The following is a 24741-nucleotide window of genomic DNA, read 5'->3' on the forward strand; positions in this document are numbered from 1 at the left end:
GGGCTAGGATGCTACACATTCGTCCGCCCATTTAAAGAATTCCCTGCTCAGTCTCGTAAATATAAACTCATACTTACCATCGCCAGCCAAACATTATCTCAGTTGGCCCTTGATTTTACAGAACAATATATGTACACGTTATTAGGCTCATTCCGTAATAAGATGATATTTGGTGATGTTACCCCATATGATGCAAAGATTTTCTCTGATATGTTTGGGGAAAAAGAAGAGTTTAAAGAATCTGAGTCTGAACAAGGTATTTCTCCTATGCAAGACAATCCTGTTAGTCGCTTAGGATCAACCTATCAGAAATCTAAAGAGGTAGTGATGTCACCAGGGGATATTATGGCACAAGGAGCATTCATCTGTGCTGCTCGTATTGTGCAAGATAATCATGTCCAACCGGTTCAACAAATTACAAGTAACTTTGTCCCAAAAGAAGAATTTTCAAAAGCCATTATTCGAGTGGGTGAAAAAACAGGCCAATATTGGGAGATGGAGCGTACGCGTTTAATCAATGAGGCTGTTCAAAAAGCAAATCCAATGAAACATGTGGACGCTCACAATATGAAACAAATAGAATCTTTATCACCAGTAGAAGACGGAGGTAATGAAAGTGAAACTCCTATAGAAAAAGACGAACAACAGATTGTTTCCCTAGAAGCATTTAAAGACAATAAAGTGGTAGAAGATATAGAAAGTAATGTTGGAAAATCGATTCTAAGTTTTGAATCTGAGCAGGGTGAATCTCTCGAAAAAGATGGAATTGCAGAAGAGCTTTATCATGATGCTAAGGCATTTGTAATTGATAAGCAGCAAGTTTCACCATCATTACTACAGAGAAAATATAGAATTGGATATGTTCAAGCTGCCCGCTTAGTAGAAAAGTTGGAACAAAATCTAGTAGTCAGTCCATACGTTGGAGGTTCCCCTCGTAAAGTCTTAATTTCTAGAGAGGAAAGAAATAATATTTTACCCGAGGATGTCAGTGAGAACTTGATTGGCATTCATGAGGAAGAGATACCGAAAGCGATTAAACCCAAAGAACGAACCATTCTAAACGAGGACAAAGCGGTCGAGCTTGAAGAAAGTAGTTTTAAAGATATCTTATATGATGATGCAGTGACATATGTAAAAGAAACTCAAGATGCTTCTGCGTCCGCGCTAAAGGATAAGTTCAATATTACCGACACACGTGCTACACGTTTAATCGATGCTTTAGAGCGTAACGGTATAATAGGACAAGATATGAGGGATCATGACATGCAAGTGGAACGTTTACCGAATGACTTAGAAGTTGATGTAGATATAACAGAATTAAATAAGGACTTAGCATATACTCTAGCACAACATGAATGGGCCCCTCCAATTGAACAAATGCCATTAGGTGCTACGATTGAGATAAAAGAAGAGCCTATAATGGTAACTGAAGTAAAAGAGAAAGAGTCACAAGAGCAGCCTACATCCGATAGTAAAGAAAGTAACACCAGCAAAATGGAAAACATATTAGAACCAGAGGTAGCAAGAATATACGAATCAATAAGCCATACAATTCAAGAAAACATAGCACAAGAAAGCACATTGCAACAAACGGATGAGGGTAAAGAAGAACAAAGCTTTAGTAGGATGACTATTGAAGAACGCCGTAAATACATTAGGGAGCAACAAAGAAAGATGTATGTGGAGGAACCAAGTGTATTAAAAGAACCAGCAACTAAAAAGAATACATCAAATGCTAGTGATCCACATTTAAATAACATATTTGATAATATGTAGACTATCTGCAATATATAGTTCAATGAGTTGCTTGCATTTAAGTGAGGACACTATTATATTTAGATTAACAACTATATAAATTAACTAAAAAATTACGTGAAGGACACACCTTACGTACCATTCCAACGGTACAGGTGTGTCCTTTTTACGTTTTAGGAGGAAAAATCCAATGAAAAGGTTTCAATCAAAGGATCATATGTCACTTAGAGAAAGCACACTTAATAATATACTTATAGCCCCTAATGAACCCGATGCTGGAGCAGATTTGCTTTTTCAAATAATGAAACAAGATTTAGCTGCTATTCAAATTTTTAGAAAAAGTGAAAACAACTTTACAAATTTAAATGGGCTTACCTTGATAGAACCAAGTGATAAACTTAGTTCAAAAATATATCAATGGTCTCAAGAGCAAAAGATTTTAAACGATTTTATCTACTACATAGACCCTACCAACCCTAATACACAAGGTATCAACATTTTAAACGCACCAATACGTTGTGCATATCCTTTGTTAGAGATGTGTATTGAAGAATTTATGGTAGCTGCTCCCCTTATTCAAAGAAAACAATTGGACCATATAAGAAAATACTTCTGTTTGTTGAAAGCTTGTAATCTTCACGGAGAAATAACAATTTTTGATTTAATAGCTTTATACGAAGATATAGAACTTGTATGTAATCTTCATAAGAAGTTAAAGACACAAATAGATGACTATAAAAAGTTATTCCAACACCAAGACGAAATTTCAATAGAGGAGCAATTTCTTTATGACATCATGATAGAAACTGACGAATGGCTTGATAGAGAAATTTATTTTAAGTTAGATTCTAACAACCAAGTAGTAGTATATACAGAAGGTAATTACATAGGACAACCTAAGCACTTTGAACGCAATGAAGCAATAATACAAGAATTAAGAAGTGCATTAATGGACCTATCTTCTAATAAATTCTTACAAAAGACTATATTCTGTAAAACAGATTTTGATTTTAGTAAACATATAAATCATGGTGGAGTTTTATTAGTAAATACGGCATATGATGAGTTAGGGGAGTTATCTAACCTTTTAGGAAGAATCATATTATATCATTTCGGAAATATCTCAAAAAAGTATGCTGACGAGAAAGGCCTTTACCATCACATACTTATTGATGGTATCGAACATTATTATTCTTCGCATATCAGCACACTCTTGCGTAGATCTAGGGTACAGCAGTACATAAATACTTTTTTAACGAATACAATTAGCGCATTAGATAAATTACAAGCAGACCTATTTCTTTTTAGGAATGTTATGGTCTTAGGTGGTATAACAGATTCCGACGCTACTATATTATCCGAACTAATTGAAACTGAGGAAAATTTGGTAAACCAGGAACCTAACACTTTTACAACTGCTCTTTCAAAAGACAATAATGCGGAGCGTCGGAAATACCTTAGAGAGCAGCAAAGAAAAATATTTTCGGGAGGTTCAAGTGTATTAAAAGAGATTGCTTCTCAAAAAAAAACTTCGAATATAAGTTATCCAGAACTTGATAAAATTTTTGGTGATATTGAAAATTAATAAACTACCTTTCAAGACATGTCTTCCAATAGGGAGACTGCCCGGAACCTAAGATAAAATACTTTGAACATCTGCGTGATAGGTCGAAAATGCTAGGATAGAGGGAGAAAGAATTACACATGGAGGAAGAACCAGTGGTGGAAATATTAGATTTAGGCGGACTTAAAAGCAATTGGAGAGCATTTAAAGAATTAGTCGAAAGTAAACACAAAGATTATTTAACAACGTATTACTTTGTCTTCAGAGAAGATGATTGTGGAGATGAAGCATATGTGTTCACAAGTCATTCTGATTTAGATGAATGGTTATCTAAAAAGTTTTGGGAATGGGAGCGGTATGACACTAGGAATATTGAAAATTCAATGGATGACATATATGTATGGAAACTAATTTCTGAAAGTGATTTTAAACGATTAAGTTCATTGCATGAAGGGTCTACAAAAACAACAATTGAGATTGATGGGGAAAAATATTACCGAAAGTTAATGCCAGTGAGTGTAGAAACTACGGTGATTGTTTCAACCAGTTCTTATTAAAATAGTTATTTGCGCGACACGTTTCCTTATAAGTGTGTAAACACGAAATAGGAGGGTTATCAATTTGATAACAACAACTGATTGATTGAAAGTAGGAATGAAAGCCGTCATGTTGAGCTGAAACTACTTATATATTCACTAGAAAGATTAATAAAAGGCTGTTAGAAGAAGCCGTAGAATTTCTGAATAAGAAAAATAGATTTAAAGGTATTACCATACAAAACTACCAATTGATACGAGCAATGCGTGCTTTATAAAACTAAACAAAACCCTTATTTGAGAAGGTGTAAAAAGATGAAGAAAGATAATTTAAAGCTATTAACAAACAGAATAGCTAAAGATATATACAAGGATGCAGTAAGTCACGAGCCATGTAATCGCAGGTTAATTGAAATCAAGCAACACATGGCGCCTCTTATTAGAGTTATTAAGGAGTAGCGGAAAAAAATTGAACGTTTGAATGAACAAAATAAGGATTACTTAATACAGTTAGCGGATTGCAGAGACCATTTGCTGCCTTTATTAGAAGATTGTCGAGACTACGAGGAATTGTTAGTAGCTGCAGTAAGCGATCCAATGGTGGTTTCTCATTTATGCGAGCGTGTAAAAGACGAATATGCAGATTGAATTAAGACAAAATCGTTAAATTAATACAATTTATTACTATGTTGAGGATATTAGACAATTAAAGAATCTTTTGTATACACACATTATAAAATTCCCCTTGCATTCAAGTTGCAAAACTATTATATTTAAATTAACAATTATATAAATTAACTAAAAAATTACGTGAAGGACACACCTTACGTACCATTCCAACGGTACAGGTGTGTCCTTTTTTGCGTTTTAGGAGGACATTAGGATGACAGAAGAAAAAGTAACAACACATGTAACAGGGGAATTAGACATGGTATTTGGAAGTGAAGCGGCAACAACACAAATAGGCGCACAATATGAACAATATGAGAGAGTCCGCGAACATGAATTAGAAGAATTAGCTCGTATGAAGCGTGAACGTATTGTAGGGAAAGGATTAATTACTGTAGTATCTGAAAAACTATTTCCAAGTAAAAGTGGTAAATCTGAACGCATCTTGGTATTAACAATGAAAATTGGTACTCATACCATTGCGTATTGCCCAATTACAGAAGCAGGTATACATATTCCAAAGAACCCACAGTGGCTAGTCGGCAGAACCAAACCACTTATCATTGAACATTTCCAGCAGACAGAAGAGGGAAACATTGCTGTTGTTTCCATCACAGCTGGAGAACTTGCTCTTCAAAAGAGATTATATGATGAAGTAACAGCCCAGGAGGGTAATAAGGTATACACAGGAACAGTGTCTGGACACATCGCTGCTTCACAAACAGTTTTAGTTGAAGTACATGGTGTTTCCGTAGCAGTACGTTACCCACAATGGTCCCATTCTTTTGTACGTCCAGAAGATATCGAAATTGGAGAAGTAGTAGAGCTTGTAGTTGACAAGGCAATTGAGAAAGAGGGGCGTTATGAATTTAGAGGCAATAAAAAAATTCTCGAAACGGATCCAATGGATAAATTATTAGAGATAAAGAAACGTCAAGACCGCTTTGTTGGAAAAATTGTAGGGGTAGATGCAATTGCTGGTATTTTCGTTGAGGTAGCACCTGGTATCCAGTTTAAGGGGCTAAAAGGGAGAAACCTAGCTAATCCTACACCACAAGACGCTGAAGAACAAACAATCGTTACATGTGAGCTGCTTAATATTGATCCTATAAAAAGAAGAGGTACCGTACGAATATTAAATTACCCTCAAGGACAAAGTAAAAAGTCAAACTCAACGATTTTCCACTTTTAGTTGATGGTTATGAATACGATAGAGCAGCAAAACGCTTTATATGTTCCGTCCATCCCTCATTTATCTGCTGAGGATGTGAAAGAACTACAGGTTTATCGAATACATACGTTAGATAAGATGTATGTATTTCGGTCATATCAAGAATTAGTTACTATTAAGCAGCAGTTAGAAGAAGAACAATACTTTATACTTTCTTTTATCGGCACACATACATCTGTTCGATTCAATCAAATATTGTATTTGTTGAAAGACAAATTCACACGTAAAAAGTTGAATGATTCTCTACAAGTCCTACTTTACTACCGCTTAATTGAAAAATGGCAAGTAGAGCTATTAGATTTTGAAATACAAGAGGAAGCATATACATTATCTGATAATGGATTTAAGCTTTTAAAATACTGGCAGGGGAGTAAGTTTTTCTTCTCACCAGAACGTCTAGATAATCATGGAAAATATATACACCTACGATACTGGCAGGACATTGAACTGCTTTGTCATTTACGATATAGCCCAGCTTTTCTTTCACATATTATGCATCCAGTAGTCAATAGAGGGGTCGCTACCCCTCCTATGTGCTTTCAAGTTAAATCTGGTGAACAGAGGGAAATTAACTTTGTTGTGTACTCCACCCTTATGACAGATAAAAAAGAACGATTAAAAGAATATGTAACGAAGTGGAAAGATCATGTCGAATCTGGAAAAAATATAATTATTCGTGATTTTGATATAAATCCTACTGTCATGATCATTTTCGTTTCTACCATTCAACAAGCCAAACAAATTAATAAGGAATTACTACTTGACCTACTTCCTGGAACAGTGCTCCTATGCATTGGAGAAACGCTACATACACAAGGGTTACAACATGCCTTTTATCAGCCGCTTCTAGAAGGTGAAGTAAAGCAGGTGAATACAAAACTTTTCATAACGGAATAAGCCATCCTCAAGCTATCGCTTATATAGAGGGTGGCTTATTTTATACCCTAAACATGTGTTTGTTTTCCATAAAATATAATATTTGGTAAACTATAAGTAAAGATGTATAAATATATATACAAAGTGATTATTTTACGGAATAATAGGAAATGACTATATTTGCATATCGTTCATACATATACGAATATTAGGATTACAGAGAGAAGAGAAGATAATAACATTGAAAAGAAAGGAGTATAGACATTGCTACGTATACAAAGAGGATATATGTACGATCCAGAAATTAATGAAGTGATTGTGAATGAGCTGTACTATGATTCAGAAACAGAGAAGAAACTTGGAAGCAAAATGAATACGTTTGCTGCTTCAACTTTCCCAAAAATGATTTTGGAAAGAGTTGAAGAGAGTGATTCAAAATCTTACATTGAACAAATAGAAGTAGAAGATGAACTTTCATTCCAAATACTTCGTGATTTAAAGGAACTTGGGAAACCAAAGAATCTTTATTTTGAACTACAAAACATATAAGTAAATATAGAGCGGGAGAAAAAAGAAAAACTGATTTTTAACCAAATATCTCAATATTAAAAATATTCAGTTTGTAACATTGTTTAAGTTTTTATATCTCTTCTCCCGCTCTATTTTTAATCAGATTTGTTGATTTATTTGCCTCAAATAATAAATTCGTGTAATATACAGATATATTTATTGTTTAATTGATTCCGTTTATTCCCACACCTTTTGTGTAGTGGTTGAGTAGTAGAAACATATCTTCATTTTGTTTCAATGAGAAAGNNGAAAGGGCTTCTTTGAGCCGATTTAATGTATATAGCTTATTTTGCTGTACACATTTTTAATCGACTTGAAGAAGCCTTTTTTTGTTGTCTTCAAGTTAGGAAATACTTGTATTTAGACTATCTAGGCTAAAAAAATATTGTGAATGAAAAAGCACACTTTTAATGTGCTTTTTTCTATTTTGAAAGGGGATTTTTAATTTGAATTACACACACGCGATTACGTTAGAAAAGCCATTATTATCATTAGAAGAGATTTTAGCGATATTTAATCGAAAAAAACATGCAATGAAACAATTTGATACCTATCGTATAGCTATAGATACAGAGCATTATATTTGGGCAAAGATGGCCAATCTTGAATTGCAGTATGATGACTACAAAGAGCTGCTCTCTACAATTGTAAATCATGATTGTGAAATAGATTGTAACCATTCCTATCAAGCAGACATGGTGAAACACTATTCTTGTGATTGCACGCTTGAATTGGTATTCCAAGAGTGGGGGAACACCTTGATTCATCACCTGGGATTTACTAACACTAAAGTAATCCCTGGGTATGACGAAAACAAGGAAACTTCATATGACCTATGTGAAGCTACCAATCTTATTGCCTTGTCTAATTCAGAAATAAAATACTCATTCGAAAATGTGTGTTATCCCATTGTTGAGATCATTGGGAATTTTAGATTAAAAAATCAAAAAATCCTGAGTGATTTCCCTAACCATTTAGGTATTCAATTCGCTTATAGTGAAACTACAAGTGAACTGTATATGTATATGGGGGAAAAACATGTTCCAGGACTATACCGTTTATTGGTATTGTTAAGAATTTTTGAACTTGCAGGTTTTAAGGCAAATTTATAATAGTTATATAGTACAGTAGAGAGAATGGATAGTATAAATATAAAACATAGGGAATTTATATAGAATGGAGTTCTTGTTGCGATGCTAACTGCACAAGCAATTTGACAGTTGTTAATGAGAGGAGATTAATAATATGATAACAGTTAATCGAGGATACATGTATGATCCAGAAGACGATACAGTATTAATTACAGAGATTTATTATGCGGCAGAAACATCTGTGAAATTAGGAAGTAAGATGAATACATTGTCTTACGCTGTTATTCCAGAAGAAATTAAAGAACAAATAGAAGCAGCTGCTTCTAAATCGTACATGGAGAGTGTAGAGATGCCTGAGGCGCAAGCGTTGGTGTATCAAGATGAAATCAAGATGTATGGAAAACCCGAAAAATTGTACTTTGAGTATTATGTAAATTAATGAAAAGAGCGTAGAACTAATTATGGTTCACGCTCTTTTTTACTTGCAGTGAAAACCGCCTTAGTGTAATATACAATTATATTTATTGTTTAATTGATTCCGTTTATTCCCACACCTTTGTGTAGTGGTTGAGTAGTAGAAACATGTTTTTATTTTGTTTCAATGAGAAAGGGCTTCTTTGAGCCGATTTAATGTATATAGCTTATTTTGCTATACGCATTTTTAATCGACTTGAAGAAGCCCTTTTTGTGTTGTCTAAAAGTCGAGCATATTTGTATAGCTGCACCATGGGCTAAATTAATTGTATTTAAGGAGGGAATATATATGGATAATATTATGGAGAGATTGCGGGAACCTTTTGCAATAGAGGATATAAGCTGGAGAGTGGTAAATGTATTTGATTATAGAGATACGAAGAGAGGGTTTATTGCTCCTTTTGTATCCTCACGTACAATCCAAGATCGTTTAGATGAAGTGTTCGGCATTGATGCTTGGCAAGTTTCCTACGAACGTTGGAGTGAAAAGGCTGTAAAATGTCGATTATCTGTACTTATCGATGGGAAATGGATTTATAAAGAGGACGGAAGCGAAGAGACGGATTTTAATGCAGTAAAAGGCGGATTTTCAAGTAGTTTTAAACGAGCAGCAGTTTTATTTGGTATTGGTAGATATCTATATAACGTAGAAAACGAAATTGTAGAACTAACTACTAACAAAAGAACACCAGATGATGTCTATACCAAATATCAATCACAAGGATATTATTTTACTGCTCCTTCACATTTAAAATTAAAATCTGATAAGCAGCAATTACAAAGTGGGAATCATACATCAGACGCTAAACCGAATCTACAATCAATGATTCAGGAGATTCAAAACCTAGCAATGCCTGTAGGTATCCAATCTAGAGATATTTTGATTGCATATAATTACAATCAAAATGCACAAGCAAGAAAGTTTGAGGATACAACCACTGGTGGTTTAAAAGGGATTATAAATAGTTTACAGTTGCTTCATGAGGCAAAGAATATTAGCAATGCGAATGAGAAACAACTTAACCGTTGGTTATCTACGTATATAAAAGGGGATATTACTTCTTTCAAAGAGTGGCTACTTCATGACTATACAGATGTCATTCATGAATTGATTAAAAAATTAAAGCAAGAACAAAGCGCTTGATGCTTTGTTACATACGAGAGGAAAACACTGAACAGGAATTGAGAACTGTTCTTTTTTTATTACTTTTTGGAGGGAAAATACAATGAAATTTACTATTAATCGTACTTTATTTATTGAGAAATTAGAGAAAGCAAGTGCAACTGTAGATATAAAAAACTCTATTCCTGCACTACAGGGTGTATTACTAGATTGTAATAGCGCTGGTATGGCACTAATGGGATCAGATGGCACTGAAACTGTAACACTAGTTACTCGTTTTAGTGTCGAAACTGGAGATTGTTCAGAGCCAGGAAAGGTGCTTTTTGCAGCTGCTCCTGTTTTGAAAATCATTAAGAAATTCAAAAGTGAATTCATCGGTTTAGAACATTCCAACAATGAATTAAAAATCGTTGAAAATATGAAAAAGCAGTTTAGCTTATGCACCATGGATCACAATGAGTATCCAGAAATCAAAATTGAAGCAGGAGAAGATTGGGTAACAATAAATCAAGACCAATTTGTAGATATAGCTAATAAGACTTTACATGCTATTGCGCTTTCAGACGTACGTAAAATTCTAACTGGCGTGAGCTTACAATCTGTTGATGATGAATTTTCTTGCATTGCTACTGATTCACATCGTTTAGCTCGATTGCATTTTGATTGTACTCAGATTGCAGTTGCTAAAGATGGAGAAGTTGTATTACCAAGCAAATCCCTTAAAACTGCATTAAAACTATTTAACAGAGAACCTAAGTTAGAAATGAAATTGATTAGTGACACGCAGCTACAAATGAGGGGAAAAAGTATTATCTACCAATCCCGATTATTAGCAGGAACATATCCAGATACATCAAAATTGATACCAAATACTTTTAAAAGTGATGTACAAATGGATCGTGTAGAACTAAAGAACACATTAGAGCAACTATCTGCTTTTTCTTCATCAGTAAAGATTTCATCTGAGGAGGGAGAGTTTATAAATTTCAAACCTCAAAATTCCCAAGTAGGAACAGCAAGTGTTGAGATCCCATGCAATCAAGTGGAACCTTTCACTCTTGCGTGCAATGTTGACTATCTGTTACAGGCGATACAAACGATACAAGGTGAAAATATTATCATGAAGATTATTAATAACGAAAGACCTATCGTTATTGTAGACGCAGATGATAAAAGCAGTACAAATACACAACTGATTTTACCAATACGTGTATAAAGGGGACAAAACAATGAGCATAAATCATAACGACTTCTTTGACTTACTAAAGTCAAATGAAATCTCTAATAATGAACATGACCTTAGAAAGTCATTTGAATTAATCATTAATGGATTTATGGCAAATGAAATACCAAATTTAGATGCAATTGCTTTAGAGCATATCGATGCATTTGAACAACAGTTTGAACAAATCCGCCATAGAGTCATGTTTAATCGTGATGGTACATTTCGTGTAAGTGGCACAGATTGTTTACTGAAAGAGTTCTTGCATCTACATCTCTTTTCCGAGCAATTAGAAAAAATCGAAAAGCAGGGAATAGAGGATGAAATTTTTATTTGATAATGGGTCCGAAATGCAATTGTATATACGAATTCTTCGCATTCAAAAAATGCTGAAAGAACACAATATACCTTTTCCGTTACAAATAAGAGATTTCCACAGAAACAAATGGTACATAATAAGTGACCTATTATATCAGTCTCTTGCTCATTTTAACGAGCAGACTGGTATATATGGACACTTTGCCTTTGGAACTGATGAAGAACTCATGAGCGGTAAATTATATGACTCTCAGACGATATCTTTTCATGATGAAGACGTATATACAGATTTAGCTTCTGACATTTTCACTAGAGCTGCAGAAGGGTGTTATTTTGACACAAATGGTTACTACTTATGCCTGGAATCTAAGTATTTAACACAGTCGGATTTTGATAATGCTACAAGTACTTATCGATTCAACACATACTATAGTGAAAAACATCCGAATCATATACTGATTGAATTTCTGGAAGATGGATACGAGCAATATTCATTCGAAGAGTGGGTACTTGCTTATTATGAAATTGTAGTACGCCTTGCTGCAGTAATCTCAGCAAAGGTAAAGGGGAGTATGGAATGAGAAAGTTATTTATGAGAACGAATTTTACTGTTGGGGATTATATATTAATGCTCAAATTAAATAAAATGCATGCTCTCATTAATATAGAGCGAACTAAACTGAGACTTGAAGAGGAAATGTATATCTTAAATGCCTTCCAACATAATAAAGTAATAGATTTCAGTAAGATATCATCTCGATCTATTAATCATATTCAAGAATGTATGGGGTATTTTGATGTAGATGAAGGTTGGAATTGGGAAGATATTGATAACAGCGATATTATTGCCATTTTATTGCTATCTATGAACATCTATAAAGTCAATCTTGCAAATTTTTACCCTTGTCAAACTCACTTTCTGCATCATTTCAAACGTATGCATGACTTGGGTATTGATGTCACAATTTTTCATACTTGCTATTTAGAACGCGTAAATGTGTATGAGCTAGATTGTGAAGAGGGGTTCAAGGATTTAGCAAATACTGCTCTTGCAGAAATGGGATTAGAAGTTACAGAAGTTGATAATGAGGATATAAATGATTTACTTATGTTTTCTGCAATATTCGATATTCCAATAGAGGAAATAAAAGAAATCACACAAAATTTTGATGAACCTATTGGAGAGATGATTAAAGGAATAACACTAGAGGAGAGTATTCGTGTATCTAAAGCATTGAATGATTATCCTGTAGAACATAAATATAATGAGGCTGAAAAGATACTTTATATTTATTACGGAGAAGAATACCTATTTGCTGTATATCGATTAGAAATGATACTCGATATTCTCGAATTAATGCATAACCAGGGGGAAACAACCAATGAAGACAATAGCAACATTTGATGCTTTAGATCCAGCAGGTATTGTTACGATAGAAAAATTAAACAATGGTCTATCATGTGGTGAAGCAGCTGTCACATTTAAAGATTTTTACTTAGCTTTAAAAGAAGTGATGGAGCAAGATAATACCGATGATACACACCTTTCAAGTGGAGTATTGCCAAAAGGCTGTGTAAAACATGAAATATTATCAAAGACCGGTGATAAGCAATCTGTATGGATAGAAGTACCAAAAATGCAGTGGGATATAAAATTTTTCGAGCGTACATTTAATCAAGTTGGGTTCCCACGTCTCCTTTTCCGTTATACGGTTTATCAGACGCGTGTTACCAATATTTCTGTGTATGCAGTACCAGAAAAAATGGAATTAGAGGAAGGAATGACTCTTTATAAATTTCCTTACTCCAATGTGCAAGCAAATGGATCAGTCTGTACCGGTTTAGTTTCTATTCCTGAAATAAGAATGTTAAAGGACCTAGAAACCTTTCATGTTTTATTCTTTGCTAGTTCATTTAACCATGATCTATCAAACTCTCAAACAATGCCGGTAGGTGAGATATTTAAACGTTTTGAGGGCAATGTATTTGATGATGCAATGTTAATACCTTCAAACATTACTTTTTGATTTATAGAGGAACTATTATTAAAAACGAAAAAAACTAGGAGGATTTATAGTTATGACAAATTTATTTGATTTATTCGATATGGACAAGGAAATTGAGGAGACTACAGCTCCCGTAAAGAAAACTGCAACGCAACAGGCAACTGATAAAAAGATAGAGAAAAAAGAAAAGGCTAAAGCTAAGGATAAAAATAGTAATAAGGCTACTACGAAGAAGGCAACAGATTGTCTAGACAAAATAAATGCAGAGACGGTAGTAAGACATCCAGTATTTGGTGATATACCGTTAACGGATTGGTTTACAGAGGAAGAAATTACCCAAGGAATTGCTGAACAAAAGGACGATTCCACCGAGGTAAGAAAAATCGTAGGGGAAGATATCCGCAAGAAATTGGAGCAGCGCTATCCTTCATTTGTTAAAGATTTAACGGTTATTAAACATGATGAGGATACAAACGCACTCATTCCAATTCTAACTGTAGGACCAAAAGGAGCAAGTACGACAGAGGGACAATCTATAATTGATTGTCCTTTTTCTTTTGCTGCTTGGGAATACCATTTGCTACCTGGAGGGAAAATTCCAAGAGTACTGTTAATGGACTTTATTACCATTGCACAAGGAATCTCTCGCAAATATAAGTGTGAGGTGCATTCGGATATCTATTTTAGTAAAGAGAAAGGGTATTTTATGAATTTTCCTAAACAAAAGATATCATGGGATGTAGTGATTCCAGAAGTCAATGTGGATATGCAATTAACTGCTATGAAGGTAATGGAAATTCACAGTCATCATCGCTTTTCAGCCAAACCTAGCGATTTAGATGATCGGAGCGAAAGAGCTTTTATTCTATATGGAATTATCGGTAGAATTGAAGACGTTTTTCCCGAATTCTATGTACGTACATGCGTAGCTGGTAACCACTATCGCATTGATGCTTCCCTTATCTTCGCAGGAGAATATAACCTAAAGGGAATCAGCCAAAATTACGATTTAAGCGGGATTAAATTCTAAAACAATACATAAAGGGGGCGTAAAGGAGGCATACATATTTGTCTCCTGCTTTTATTATGACTACAAACTTATTCAATCTATCAATGATTACTAATATAAAAAAACGTGTGGTTTGTTCTTTTACATCAACAACACCATTACAGGATGAGCACTATGACTACGATGGTTTTAGATTTATGTGTGATTTAGAAATCACTAAAATCTATCAAATCTTACAAGAGGAACAAATGGGTAAACCAAAAAACTCTACTGTACAACAAAATCATGTGAATGCACTCATAGAGCAAGCGAACCTGCTGCACTATGTCGTGTTCGTCGCAAAAGAAGAAGGAGTCATAAGTGCTGCTACAAAGCTCATTATGCACTCATTCGACCTATATTTAGTACACAGGGTTACAAACTTATCTATTACAACTTTAAGAGAATTAGAGAAATTACATTCTAAATAAACCAGGGGGATTATATACATGAGTTATGTTATTGATATTGCAGAAGGAACTAAGATTGTGCCACATATTGTACTTATAGGCGCTGGAGGAAACGGCGGTTTAATTCTACAACACATCGCACAAATGATGAGCATTTTCAAATTAAATGGTGAGATTGTCATTGCAGATGCGGACGTGGTAGAATCAAAAAATTTAGGGAACCAGTTATTCATTCAACAGGATGTAGGAAAACACAAAGCAGAAGTACTTGCACGTCGTTATCGTGCTGGTTATAAGGTACCTATATCTTCCTATACATCACAATATATAGAGGATATTGAAACACTAGAGCAGTTATACAGTAACAAGTATGAATTGCTAAAGAAGCAACAGGATGACAAGTACTTGTACTTACCCATTCTTATTGGGGCTGTTGATAACATGTTTTCTAGAGAGTTATTCCATCACTATTTCCATCAATGTGAAAATCTTCTCTATATTGATGTAGGAAATACGTCTGTGACAGTACCTCCTAATTGGAGAGAGGTAGATAAGAAACGCTGGACACCAGAACAACTCAATGAATATAAGAATAGTGGGTATAATGGACAAGCTATATGCGGGATTAAGCGTCATGGCCAGGTAGTCTTACCACCATTAGGTGATGCTCTCCCTCATGCGTTTGAACAAAAGGATATTGCTCCTAGTAAATTGAGTTGCTCTGATCTTGCTGCTTCAGAACCACAACGTGTCATCACAAATAAATTTGCCGCAATGGCAGTTGCACAATTTATAAATGAATTATTCGACGAGGGGACAGTATCTAATCACTATATACTCTTTCATGCCCAAAAAGCATTTATGAAGGCTGCGCCAATTAGTGAATAGAAATTAAGGAGAAAATATGTGATGAGAGTATATCGATTGAACAGTAATCAGCTAGTGCGCACCTTAACGCCAACTCGTATGTGCGAGGGAATACTAGAATATTTCAAGTATCATCAATATACAGTTGTATCAATAGTAAAATGTTCTAAAATTGATACTAAAAGACTCCCTGTTTTACTGTCTTGTATTGAGCATGAACTAAATCGTTTAGATGATACTTCATTTCTAGCAAAAGACGAGAATGACGTGATTTATTGGTGCAGAAAAGATTTCACTACTTTCCATAGTATCTCTGACACTGGCTTTTTTAACGACTTTAAACAAATTTTTGACTGTTATCAAATGTTACAAACAGTCAAAAATCAAGGATATGCATATACCGAATACTTTCGAAGAGACAAATAGATTAATCTACAAATTTTTATAAATTGGTAGAGAACATATAGTAGGGGGATATAATATGGGGATTTTTGTTTTTGAAAATACCATTGAAAATAAGACAAGCTTTGTGAAGGCTCCTTCACAACAAGAAGCAGTGAAACTGTTTAAGAGAATTTATAGTCACTTATCTGTTTACATACCTTCTCTTGTCCGAGAGATACTTCCTGAAGAGAAAATAGTACTTGACGATAAAACTGGTGAATTACATTGTATTGGAGACAATAATAAAGCAAATGACTGTCTATTGAATCTAATGTGCTTTTACTCACCTGTTGATTGGGTTCCACCTATACATACATGTGAGGTAGAAGAACATGAATCACTATCTTTCAGTGTCCATTCAAGTTGTTTTGAAGAGGATAATGAAGGATACAATGAAGAAGGAATAAAGGCGTGGGAACATGTATTACGCGTGAAATTAGATAATGATTCGGCATTTTGGAATGCTCTACAGAGATTTCTGCATATCCGAATGGTATCAATATCTGCATTAGAAAAATTAGTAGGTTAATAAGAAGAAAAGAGAGATATACTCTATATTTCACAGAGTATATCTCTCTTTTTTGTGCAAATATATAATAGCAAGGAGCATATATTAAAATGTATAATATATAAAAAAATCATTATCTTATTCAGGGGGTGATTCGCATTAACGAAGAGGTGCAAAGAGAGTTAAGCCTTTTAGTAAGTAAAATTCGAGAAACTGTTTCTTCTGTTCAAAAGATCATTCTTTTTGGTTCACATGCCTACGGTACACCTACTGAGGATAGTGATTTTGACCTTTGTGTAGTTGTTAATGGCGTAGGAAAGAGAAAAAGAGAGGTTATCAATCAAATCAATTGGGGTATTTATGACATATTGGAAACACCCGTTGATATTTTAGTGTATGGTCCAGAAGAATTCGAAGAACGTTCTGCTCGTAAAGTAACTATGGAACATAAAATTGCTGAAGAGGGGAAGGTTTTGTATGAAAAATTTTGAGGATCTAAAGGAATGGCAATTTATTGCAAAAACTGATTTAGATTCTGCAAATATAGAACGTTAGAAACAGAGGAACCAGTTACCCAAGAAACAGTTCATCTCTTTGCAAAAATGATGAAGCAGCTGAATAGAGAAACCTTTACAAGAATATAATATTCATATATAATTATTTATAGAGTTCAGACGCAAAAAAATCTATAGATTTCTCTTAACGAAAAGGACAAACCTATCGTGCTAACCATGCCGTAGGTTTGTCCTTTTTTCGTAATTTTAATGTGATTTTTAATTTCTTGTTTCAAGAAATATGCTAAAGGAGATAGAGAAATAATGAAGAGAGTGTTAAAAAACATTAGATTATTTAAAAAGGACAAGGAACCCCGAATAGGTAGGGGGAATATGGAGCAACTACAATACTTTCTTAAAAGAATATGTATTTTAGTTCCTATGATAATCAGTCTTAAACTAGTACGTCAGTACTTAAAAAGAAACGAAGCACTAATCAATGATATAAAAACAGTTGTTGAACAAGTTGGAGAAGCACAGTTAACTCATGCATTAGAAGAATTATTTATAATGTCTCTTTCCCTTGGAATAATTGGATTAATAATAGGATTCTTAATTTATCGATTTGATTTCTTAGGAAAAAAGATTTGTTCATTTATTGTCTTGTTTTTAATCGTCGATTCTATATTTTACTACATATTCCCCGAAATACCTTTAGCGATTTTAAAAAGCGCACTGTTAGCAACAACTTAACAATAAATCAAAGTCAATTGTAAAGTAGCTATTATTGGGGGATATAAGCCCTAATTTAGATATAAGGAGGGAGTTTTATGGATTTATTTTCAAATCTTTCTATTACAAATAATGCTAAAATAGCTTTTTCAATAATTGTATTATTTATATTACTTTTAGGTATTCCGATGGTCATAAAGGGGAAATTGAAAAGTGTTATCGTCTTTTTTATTTTCTTTAATTTTTGCTGTTTTAGGGGTGTTATATTTTTTCTTTGATTTTAAAATTTGAGTGTTATTATACACTTTGAATTTTGTACAGAAACGAGGGAATGTAATGAAAGTAGATAGAAATGAAGTTGGTAAACGAATCAGACAAATTAAAGATAATCAAAATCGACCATTAAGCTTAGCGGATCTGGGGAATTTGCTCATAAATAAAAATGGGAATCGTGTTCCAAAAGGTACAGTGGACTCTTGGATACGTGGATTGGGTCTTCCACCGTTTGATATTGTTAAACAGCTTGCATTATTAGGTGATACAACTACAAATTGGATTTATCATGGAGATTCAATAGAGCATTTTTCTCGTTCAAACCTTGAAAATTTAAAAGCAATTGGCAAAGAGGATGATTTTGTATTTCAAGCTTTAGCTTATATGGAGGATGCATATAAGAGGATGAGTTGGGCGAATACGATGTTAGAGCATGTAGAAAAGGTTCCAGAAGAGTTAAAACAAGAAATTAAGAAAGTACATGCAGGTATTTTGGATATGCAAGAACGGTTAAAATCGGTGGAGAGTAAGTAAAACTAGACAAAATGATGCTGATGACTCTGAAACTTGGGTTTGTAAAACGTCTAAGGTATCTGAACAAAAGCGTTGTTTTAGTAATTTGATATATAAGATGTTCATTTTCTACTAAAGCATTATTTGAATAGAAAAGGAGAGATTGAAAATGAAAAATACTCGACAAACGTTAGCAAACACTAAGGTTGGTAATCCATTTGTTTTTTGCTCGAATCTTCATAATTTAAAAGATACTCGAAGTAATTCTTTTATTGTTGGAAGACCTGGGAAGGGTACAAAAACTCATTTTATTATAGAAAGTAACTTTAAACCAGAGCTTGCACCAAAAGAAGCAAATATTGGACGTATTCAAATTGACGGTAATAATTTTGTAGTTATGTCTTATTAAAAATTAAATGAAAGTCCAGCCGCTTTTAAAACTCCCGGACTTTATTCCTGTGAATTATAACAAATGTGTTATTTGAGAAATAAGGAGGGCTTATTAATGAATAAAAAAAACACAAGGGCATTATTTGATAGATTGCTATACAATTTGAATTTGTAGAAAATTAGGCGGTGAGATTATGAAAGAAGATAAAAGACTTATTGATAGTTGGTTTGTTGTTTTTCTTCCTAGTTTATTTTTGATTTTATATTTTACTTTACAGTATTTTTTTAATGATTTAGTTGAATTTTTGGTACTGTGGCTTAAGTGAGGTTTTTTATAAAAGCGTTAATTGGTTTCAAATTTGAATTTTGTCTAAAATAGGAGGTTTTGAAATGTATACATTAGAAGAAGTAATGAATAATTTGCCTGTTGCTATTATTGTTTTTTTAATGATTCCTGTTTTATCTTATTTTGCAGTGGAACTTGCAGAGATTTGGGAGAAATACTTCTAAATAATAATTTGTAACAAAAGTGTTATTTGGTATCAAATTTGAATTTTATTAAAAAAGAACATGGAGGGAAAATTAATGTTTTCAAATCTATTTAAAAGAGAAAGTAAAGAAGAAACTATAGGAGAAGTACCAACTAGCAAAACAAAATGTCACTATGTAGAAGCTATCGATGGTGAATCATATCTTATGACACATGATCCATCTGAAGATATGAGTTATCCAGTAGACGCAGACCATATATAGATATATTGTTGAGGGAGTATTTTATCCCGTCATTGAATACGAAAAACTAAATGAAGGCAAAAAGATAGTAGGTTATTTTTATGATGAACTTTATAATGAAATCGTATGTTTTTATAAAGAAGAATTCTATTCAGATGGTGAATGGGAGCAAGTCTCTGAACCTTTTTTATTAGTCAAAAAGTATTGGGATAATATATCTGAAGTTTAGCTAAAAGACGCTAACACATATTTATGAATTTCTAAATACAAGGTGATAGATATGAAGAAAAATTTATACTGGATTATAATTATTTTTTGTTTCGCTAGTGGAATTATAGCTTCAATGGAGGTTTCTCAAACTTCTGCAAAGGAGGAATTGGTAAAGGGCTTATTGTCGGTCTTTTCAAAATGGTATATCGGATTACCTTTTTTGTTATGTTCTTTGAATATTGTGGGAGGTATTTTATTTTTCTTAAAATACACAAAGGCATTTTTGTTTGTAAGTATAGCATTTTATATAGTTGGTGGCCTTACAGTGATAATGTTACCGGAATTTTTCCACCTGAAATAAATATAAGAGTATACAATAATAAAATAGCATCAATTGTTTCTTTGAAATTTATAAAGCAACAATTGATGCTATTTTATGTAAAAAACGCCTAATGTGTAGTTAAGTATGCATTAGGCGTTTTTGCACTCTACATATTGGTAATATCGTTTTAAAGATAATTTCGTTTTAAATCCCACTCTCCGTACAATTTCTTCTTCTGATAACCCCTGTTTGATTAAACACATTATAAAGGTATTACGTAATTGTTGGGCAGAAATTCCCTTCCGTAAACCTGCACGAGCAACTTCAAGTCGAATCATTTTCTGTACTGCGACTTCCGTTAAAGCTTTCGGTGCATCATTTTCGTATACCCATCTAAACGTACCACGATTGAAATCAAATGCAACAAATAGTGGATCATCACTATGATGTCGAGGACGAACAGGTTCCGGAATATTTTTATAATATTTATATAGCTGCTTCTTATCATCATCGGACAAAATAATAACTCTATTACCACCTTCTTCCCCTGGAACAAGCATTGTATTATTACCGAACTGTATATGGCTCATATTCAGGGCTACAAGCTCTTGTAACGATAATCCATAGTCTAGTAGTAAATTTACTATACAAACGTTCCTGTCCATCAATAGAGGGCGTATAAGGGCCTGTTTCTCTGTTAAATCTTTTAGGGAAGTTAATATATTTTTTAATCTTTGTTCCTCAGCAGAAGAAATGAAATCATCATCTTTTAATGAACGATCTGGATTCAATGTAAATTCCATATCTTCCAAAGGGCTTTCAATGTTTAAAAATTTATGGAATTTTTTTAAGACAACCCAAATGCGATGCTGAGTTTTGGGAGAGTATTTACGGTTATGCTCCAATTCCCAAAAGAACGCTTGATAATCTTTTAAGGATAGATTCTCCCATGTATTAATTGCAGAAAACTTTTTATTATCCTGTAACCATCGTCCAAAATCTTGGATATCATACACATACCGCTGAATAGTTGATGGTTTTCGACCTTTTACCATTAAAAATGTGGAGAAAGCTTCTAATGTTTCTTGGAATTCATTTAGTTTTGTCATAATAATCACCTATTTTCTATGAACATTATTATAACAAAAAATACAAATAAAACATGCTACCGCCCTTTGCTACGCACGGTTGCTGGCATTTCAAAAATTCAAACGGAAAAACAACCCTTTGAACTTTTGAAATGTACGTTATTTGAAATACCAAATGACTAAAATTAAGACGAAAATCCCAAAGGGGGTGCATGATAAGTACATACAAAAGGACAAACCTGCGTCCTAAAATAGATACGTAAGTTTGCCCTTTTGTTAGTGAGTTGGTAAATATTTGGTTTATAACAATTATTGTAACTTTATAGTAAGAGATTTTTAACTGTCATCTACAAATATTGGGAATTGTTGATAAAATAAATGTTTTTTTAAAATCTAATATAAATATAAATCTTATATATATTAAAAGAAATAAAGATAAAACTTATATAGGTAATCTTGAGTTATATTAAACCTTACTCTATCAAGGATAGAGTAAATATAGAATCGTAAAAAATCATAAATAGAATAAATTGTATACGAAAAAACAATAAAAAGTGCCCCATTTAAACTACAAAAAAGCAGAAACAAAAATATATACTTCTACATGAAATATGAAAGAATTTGATACAAACTGCATTATATTTATTCATCCACTAAAATGAACGATAAATTCCTTTACACACGAATTATAGGCTTATTTTTCCACAAACTATTCACAATTGATCCAGATACCTAATGATTTTATTAACATCATTCAGTTCTTACACATAACTCACAATATTATTGATGATTTTTATTAGATTATTATAAAGAAGTAAGTAATAGTAAGGGTTTATAAGCAAATATTATTCACATTCGTATATACCTATCCTCATATCCACTAAAATTTAGATTTTACTTCTGATTTTTTGTAGGTATATTACCATTGTTTTCTCTGATGGCATTGAATTTTATCGATGCAATTGTGGAAATATGAGAAAACAAGTAGCAGTACTTGCATAAAGGTGCATAAAAAAAGACCCTATTTTTAATAGAGTCATACATATTAGCTGCTTATTAATGGAGGAGTAGAAAGAAAATCTGTATAGAACAAACACGAATAGCCCTCTACTTTTGATTTTTTCAAAAATAAAGAGCTGGATGTCGCTAATTCACTTCTATTGCTGCTAGTACTTGATCTGCAGTCGTTACCTTCATACCAGCACGAGCTAGACGTTCAAATGCACGCATAAATTCTAGTAAATTAAACTGCATTGGCAGCTCGATTACACGAAGTTTTTCTTGTGGAAGTCTATCTATTCTTTCGATAAACCATTCACGGACATCGCTAGGGATAGTACGTTCTTTATGGCCACGTGCTTTTAAAAGCTCACGCATTTCTATTTCTAAAGCGACATAAGCGTGTAGATTGATTCCTTGTTCATATGCGTATTTTCTAAATAACGTTTCTTCCTGGTACTTTAGATAATTTCGGTGATAAGATTCTTCAGTAACAGGTACAGCGAATTTTTGCTTCAGCAGCTCTTGAACGTTTCTAAACATCTTCTTAATGTTACGCAGTGAATACATAGAGTAATGTAAACCAAAGTCAAAGACAGCTTGTTCTCGTTTGCTGTTTTGCTCTTTTGGTATGTGCTGCGCAATAAGAGGGTAGATACCCTCCTTCGCTGCTGTATCAAGAATTTGATATTGTGATGTTTGATGTAATAATTTTTTTAATGTGTACACAATTTTCTTTGGGTATCCTTCTTTTCGGTCAACCATGTCACGAAGACCACGAATAACACTGCGAATTTGACGATGACAAGTATGTTTTAAAACATGAATGAATTTATTCATATCTGAAGACAGTTCACCGATATTCATTTCTTGTAGTACGGTTTCTATAAATTTCGCTTTACGAGCATATGTTGCTTTTGGTGTAAATGGATCCCTATGTTGTTCTTCTCCAGATTCCTTTGTACATAAGAAGTCAGAATGGATAGATAGATATAATGTTGTATATCGTTTAGTATTCTTTACGCCTTTTTGCATTTTACAAATTTTAAATAGGGGATTTCCCGTACATGGCAATTCAGTTGTTAATTCTTCGATAACCGCCCGTATTTGGTGCGGATATTTTTTATGTAAGAAACGATACATCCCGCCAAAGTGCGTTTTGTTTCCTCTTTCATCCTGCTTGTCCAAAGAACGCTTTAAAGTTGTCTCCGTATGTTGTTGCATAGCAATGTCTAAGAATAGCTTCTTTGCTGCAACAGATAGCTTAAAGAAAGCCTTTGTAAATACAACAGGACTAATATAAACATAAGGGTTGGCTTTTTCTGTTTCCTCATTCATAAAATGAGTCAGCTTAATTGTATAGCGGCCATCTAATCCATTTTTGATAGAGATAATGTTATGTAAGCTTAACTTTTTCAAAGCAATATAGAACTGAGAATGCTGTATGTATGCAAATTCTTCTTTGTATTGCTTGTAATCTTCCCACATCATATGTACAGTTACATTTGGAATAACTCCATTTGTGTAACATTTTTTATGTAGATATAAGAACACTTCAAGATCAGCATTCGTAATTCCATATAATTTATGCTTTCTTCCTGTTTTTTCTGCAATGGCAGAAACTGCACGACGTGAAAAAGATGGTTTTGCTTGTTTGACAAAGCCGTCTACATCCGCAATACGTTCTTCATATGTCATGTGCTGCAGAATGTCTTCTAAATATGTATCTTTATAGCTGTAGTATTTCTCTTCAAATGTTTCTACAAACTTTTGCCAAGATTTTAGTGTTACTAAAACCGCGTTTGTCGTTGCTCCATTTAAGCTACGCTGATTTTGAATAATAAATGATTTCCCCATCTTTTTCACCTCCGTTCTGCAAATTCAGAAATATATGCCAAAAGACTATAAAATATTCCAATTTTGATTATAGCAAATCGAATTTTGTAAAGATGGGCCCTTTAAGAGCAGGAGAAAAAAGAGGAAACACTTGATAAACCTTAGAGCTGTAAGACTTTAAAAAAAATATGAAAAAATTTCATATGCAATTTTTGTGAAAGATTGTTTCCTCTTTTTCAATCGGAGCAAAAACGGAAACACTCAAAACCCTTGATATAACAGTGTTTCTTTCTAATCAATTTGTAGTTGCGCGCGCGACTTGGGAAAAATGTTTCCACTTTTGCACTTTTATACGCGCGCGACTTGGGAAAAAAACTTATTTTATTTATGTGTTTCCTCCTTTTGTGTTTAGCGTAAATATTGATACATAAGGGTTTGTT

The 24741-nt window shown here is 33.4% G+C and carries 28 protein-coding genes; 26 read left to right on the forward strand and 2 right to left on the reverse strand.

Annotated features, from left to right (window positions below):
- The 26 genes from COO03_RS04540 to COO03_RS04660 form a co-directional block, all read left to right on the forward strand.
- Nucleotides 1-1776: DNA translocase FtsK (locus COO03_RS04540; RefSeq protein WP_179863000.1), on the forward strand; the 1776-nt coding region annotated here is incomplete at its 5' end.
- A gap of 169 nt (nt 1777-1945) precedes the next feature.
- Nucleotides 1946-3340: a hypothetical protein gene (locus COO03_RS04545; protein WP_097895466.1), complete on the forward strand. Its 1395-nt coding sequence runs from the start codon at nt 1946-1948 to the stop codon at nt 3338-3340.
- A gap of 134 nt (nt 3341-3474) precedes the next feature.
- Nucleotides 3475-3876: a hypothetical protein gene (locus tag COO03_RS04550; RefSeq protein ID WP_257132023.1), complete on the forward strand. Its 402-nt coding sequence runs from the start codon at nt 3475-3477 to the stop codon at nt 3874-3876.
- Nucleotides 3877-4738: 862 nt separating this feature from the next.
- Nucleotides 4739-5716, forward strand: coding sequence for an RNA-binding protein (locus tag COO03_RS04555; protein ID WP_097895468.1), 978 nt, complete (start codon nt 4739-4741; stop codon nt 5714-5716).
- 9 nt (nt 5717-5725) lie between these two features.
- Nucleotides 5726-6652 (forward strand): hypothetical protein, encoded by a 927-nt coding sequence (locus COO03_RS04560; RefSeq protein ID WP_097895470.1) that lies wholly within the window; start codon nt 5726-5728, stop codon nt 6650-6652.
- Nucleotides 6653-6895: 243 nt separating this feature from the next.
- Entirely contained in the window at nt 6896-7180 is a 285-nt protein-coding gene (locus COO03_RS04565; protein WP_097895472.1) for a hypothetical protein, read from the forward strand.
- A gap of 467 nt (nt 7181-7647) precedes the next feature.
- Entirely contained in the window at nt 7648-8313 is a 666-nt protein-coding gene (locus COO03_RS04570) for a hypothetical protein (RefSeq protein WP_097895474.1), read from the forward strand.
- A 133-nt stretch (nt 8314-8446) separates the two neighbouring features.
- The gene (locus COO03_RS04575) at nt 8447-8731 is read left to right on the forward strand and encodes a hypothetical protein (protein WP_097895476.1); all 285 of its coding nucleotides are present in this window, start codon (nt 8447-8449) and stop codon (nt 8729-8731) included.
- Nucleotides 8732-9055: 324 nt separating this feature from the next.
- Nucleotides 9056-9910 carry a Rad52/Rad22 family DNA repair protein gene (locus COO03_RS04580; RefSeq protein ID WP_097895478.1) on the forward strand — a complete coding sequence of 285 codons (855 nt, stop codon included), beginning with the start codon at nt 9056-9058 and terminating at the stop codon, nt 9908-9910.
- An 82-nt stretch (nt 9911-9992) separates the two neighbouring features.
- The gene (gene dnaN, locus COO03_RS04585) at nt 9993-11105 is read left to right on the forward strand and encodes a DNA polymerase III subunit beta (RefSeq protein WP_097895479.1); all 1113 of its coding nucleotides are present in this window, start codon (nt 9993-9995) and stop codon (nt 11103-11105) included.
- A gap of 13 nt (nt 11106-11118) precedes the next feature.
- On the forward strand, nt 11119-11448 hold the full coding sequence (locus tag COO03_RS04590) for a hypothetical protein (RefSeq protein WP_097895481.1): 330 nt from the start codon (nt 11119-11121) through the stop codon (nt 11446-11448).
- The gene (locus COO03_RS04595; RefSeq protein WP_097895483.1) at nt 11432-12010 is read left to right on the forward strand and encodes a hypothetical protein; all 579 of its coding nucleotides are present in this window, start codon (nt 11432-11434) and stop codon (nt 12008-12010) included. Before COO03_RS04590 ends, COO03_RS04595 begins: the two co-directional genes overlap by 17 nt.
- The gene (locus COO03_RS04600) at nt 12007-12834 is read left to right on the forward strand and encodes a hypothetical protein (RefSeq protein ID WP_097895485.1); all 828 of its coding nucleotides are present in this window, start codon (nt 12007-12009) and stop codon (nt 12832-12834) included. The genes COO03_RS04595 and COO03_RS04600 overlap by 4 nt, the downstream gene beginning before the upstream one ends.
- Entirely contained in the window at nt 12812-13456 is a 645-nt protein-coding gene (locus tag COO03_RS04605; RefSeq protein ID WP_097895487.1) for a hypothetical protein, read from the forward strand. The genes COO03_RS04600 and COO03_RS04605 overlap by 23 nt, the downstream gene beginning before the upstream one ends.
- A gap of 52 nt (nt 13457-13508) precedes the next feature.
- Nucleotides 13509-14465, forward strand: coding sequence for a hypothetical protein (locus COO03_RS04610; RefSeq protein ID WP_097895488.1), 957 nt, complete (start codon nt 13509-13511; stop codon nt 14463-14465).
- A gap of 38 nt (nt 14466-14503) precedes the next feature.
- Nucleotides 14504-14914 carry a hypothetical protein gene (locus COO03_RS04615; RefSeq protein ID WP_097895490.1) on the forward strand — a complete coding sequence of 137 codons (411 nt, stop codon included), beginning with the start codon at nt 14504-14506 and terminating at the stop codon, nt 14912-14914.
- Between the two features lie 18 nt (nt 14915-14932).
- Nucleotides 14933-15781, forward strand: coding sequence for a ThiF family adenylyltransferase (locus COO03_RS04620; protein ID WP_097895492.1), 849 nt, complete (start codon nt 14933-14935; stop codon nt 15779-15781).
- Nucleotides 15782-15802: 21 nt separating this feature from the next.
- Nucleotides 15803-16186, forward strand: coding sequence for a hypothetical protein (locus COO03_RS04625; protein ID WP_097895494.1), 384 nt, complete (start codon nt 15803-15805; stop codon nt 16184-16186).
- 55 nt (nt 16187-16241) lie between these two features.
- A complete protein-coding gene (locus COO03_RS04630; protein WP_097895496.1) occupies nt 16242-16733 on the forward strand; it encodes a hypothetical protein in 492 nt (163 codons plus the stop codon).
- A gap of 128 nt (nt 16734-16861) precedes the next feature.
- Nucleotides 16862-17203, forward strand: a complete 342-nt coding sequence (locus COO03_RS04635; RefSeq protein WP_097895498.1) for a nucleotidyltransferase domain-containing protein — start codon at nt 16862-16864, stop codon at nt 17201-17203.
- Between the two features lie 396 nt (nt 17204-17599).
- Complete coding sequence (locus tag COO03_RS04640; RefSeq protein ID WP_097895690.1) at nt 17600-17959, forward strand: hypothetical protein; 360 nt, start codon at nt 17600-17602, stop codon at nt 17957-17959.
- Between the two features lie 315 nt (nt 17960-18274).
- A complete protein-coding gene (locus tag COO03_RS27425) occupies nt 18275-18745 on the forward strand; it encodes a hypothetical protein (RefSeq protein ID WP_257132024.1) in 471 nt (156 codons plus the stop codon).
- A gap of 148 nt (nt 18746-18893) precedes the next feature.
- Complete coding sequence (locus tag COO03_RS04655) at nt 18894-19133, forward strand: hypothetical protein (protein WP_097895501.1); 240 nt, start codon at nt 18894-18896, stop codon at nt 19131-19133.
- Between the two features lie 175 nt (nt 19134-19308).
- On the forward strand, nt 19309-19440 hold the full coding sequence (locus tag COO03_RS27430; protein ID WP_257132025.1) for a hypothetical protein: 132 nt from the start codon (nt 19309-19311) through the stop codon (nt 19438-19440).
- A 259-nt stretch (nt 19441-19699) separates the two neighbouring features.
- Nucleotides 19700-19867: a hypothetical protein gene (locus COO03_RS26845; protein ID WP_179863001.1), complete on the forward strand. Its 168-nt coding sequence runs from the start codon at nt 19700-19702 to the stop codon at nt 19865-19867.
- 259 nt (nt 19868-20126) lie between these two features.
- Nucleotides 20127-20417: a hypothetical protein gene (locus COO03_RS04660; protein WP_097895503.1), complete on the forward strand. Its 291-nt coding sequence runs from the start codon at nt 20127-20129 to the stop codon at nt 20415-20417.
- Between the two features lie 110 nt (nt 20418-20527).
- On the opposite strand, the gene COO03_RS04665 is transcribed toward COO03_RS04660, so the two are convergent.
- Both COO03_RS04665 and COO03_RS04670 read right to left on the reverse strand, forming a co-directional pair.
- Entirely contained in the window at nt 20528-21487 is a 960-nt protein-coding gene (locus COO03_RS04665; protein WP_097895505.1) for a tyrosine-type recombinase/integrase, read from the reverse strand.
- Nucleotides 21488-22612: 1125 nt separating this feature from the next.
- Nucleotides 22613-24322: a hypothetical protein gene (locus tag COO03_RS04670; RefSeq protein WP_097895507.1), complete on the reverse strand. Its 1710-nt coding sequence runs from the start codon at nt 24320-24322 to the stop codon at nt 22613-22615.
- Nucleotides 24323-24741: the final 419 nt, after the last annotated feature.

Origin of the sequence: Bacillus sp. AFS098217, from assembly GCF_002551815.1 — a bacterium.
Taxonomy (GTDB): domain Bacteria; phylum Bacillota; class Bacilli; order Bacillales; family Bacillaceae_G; genus Bacillus_A.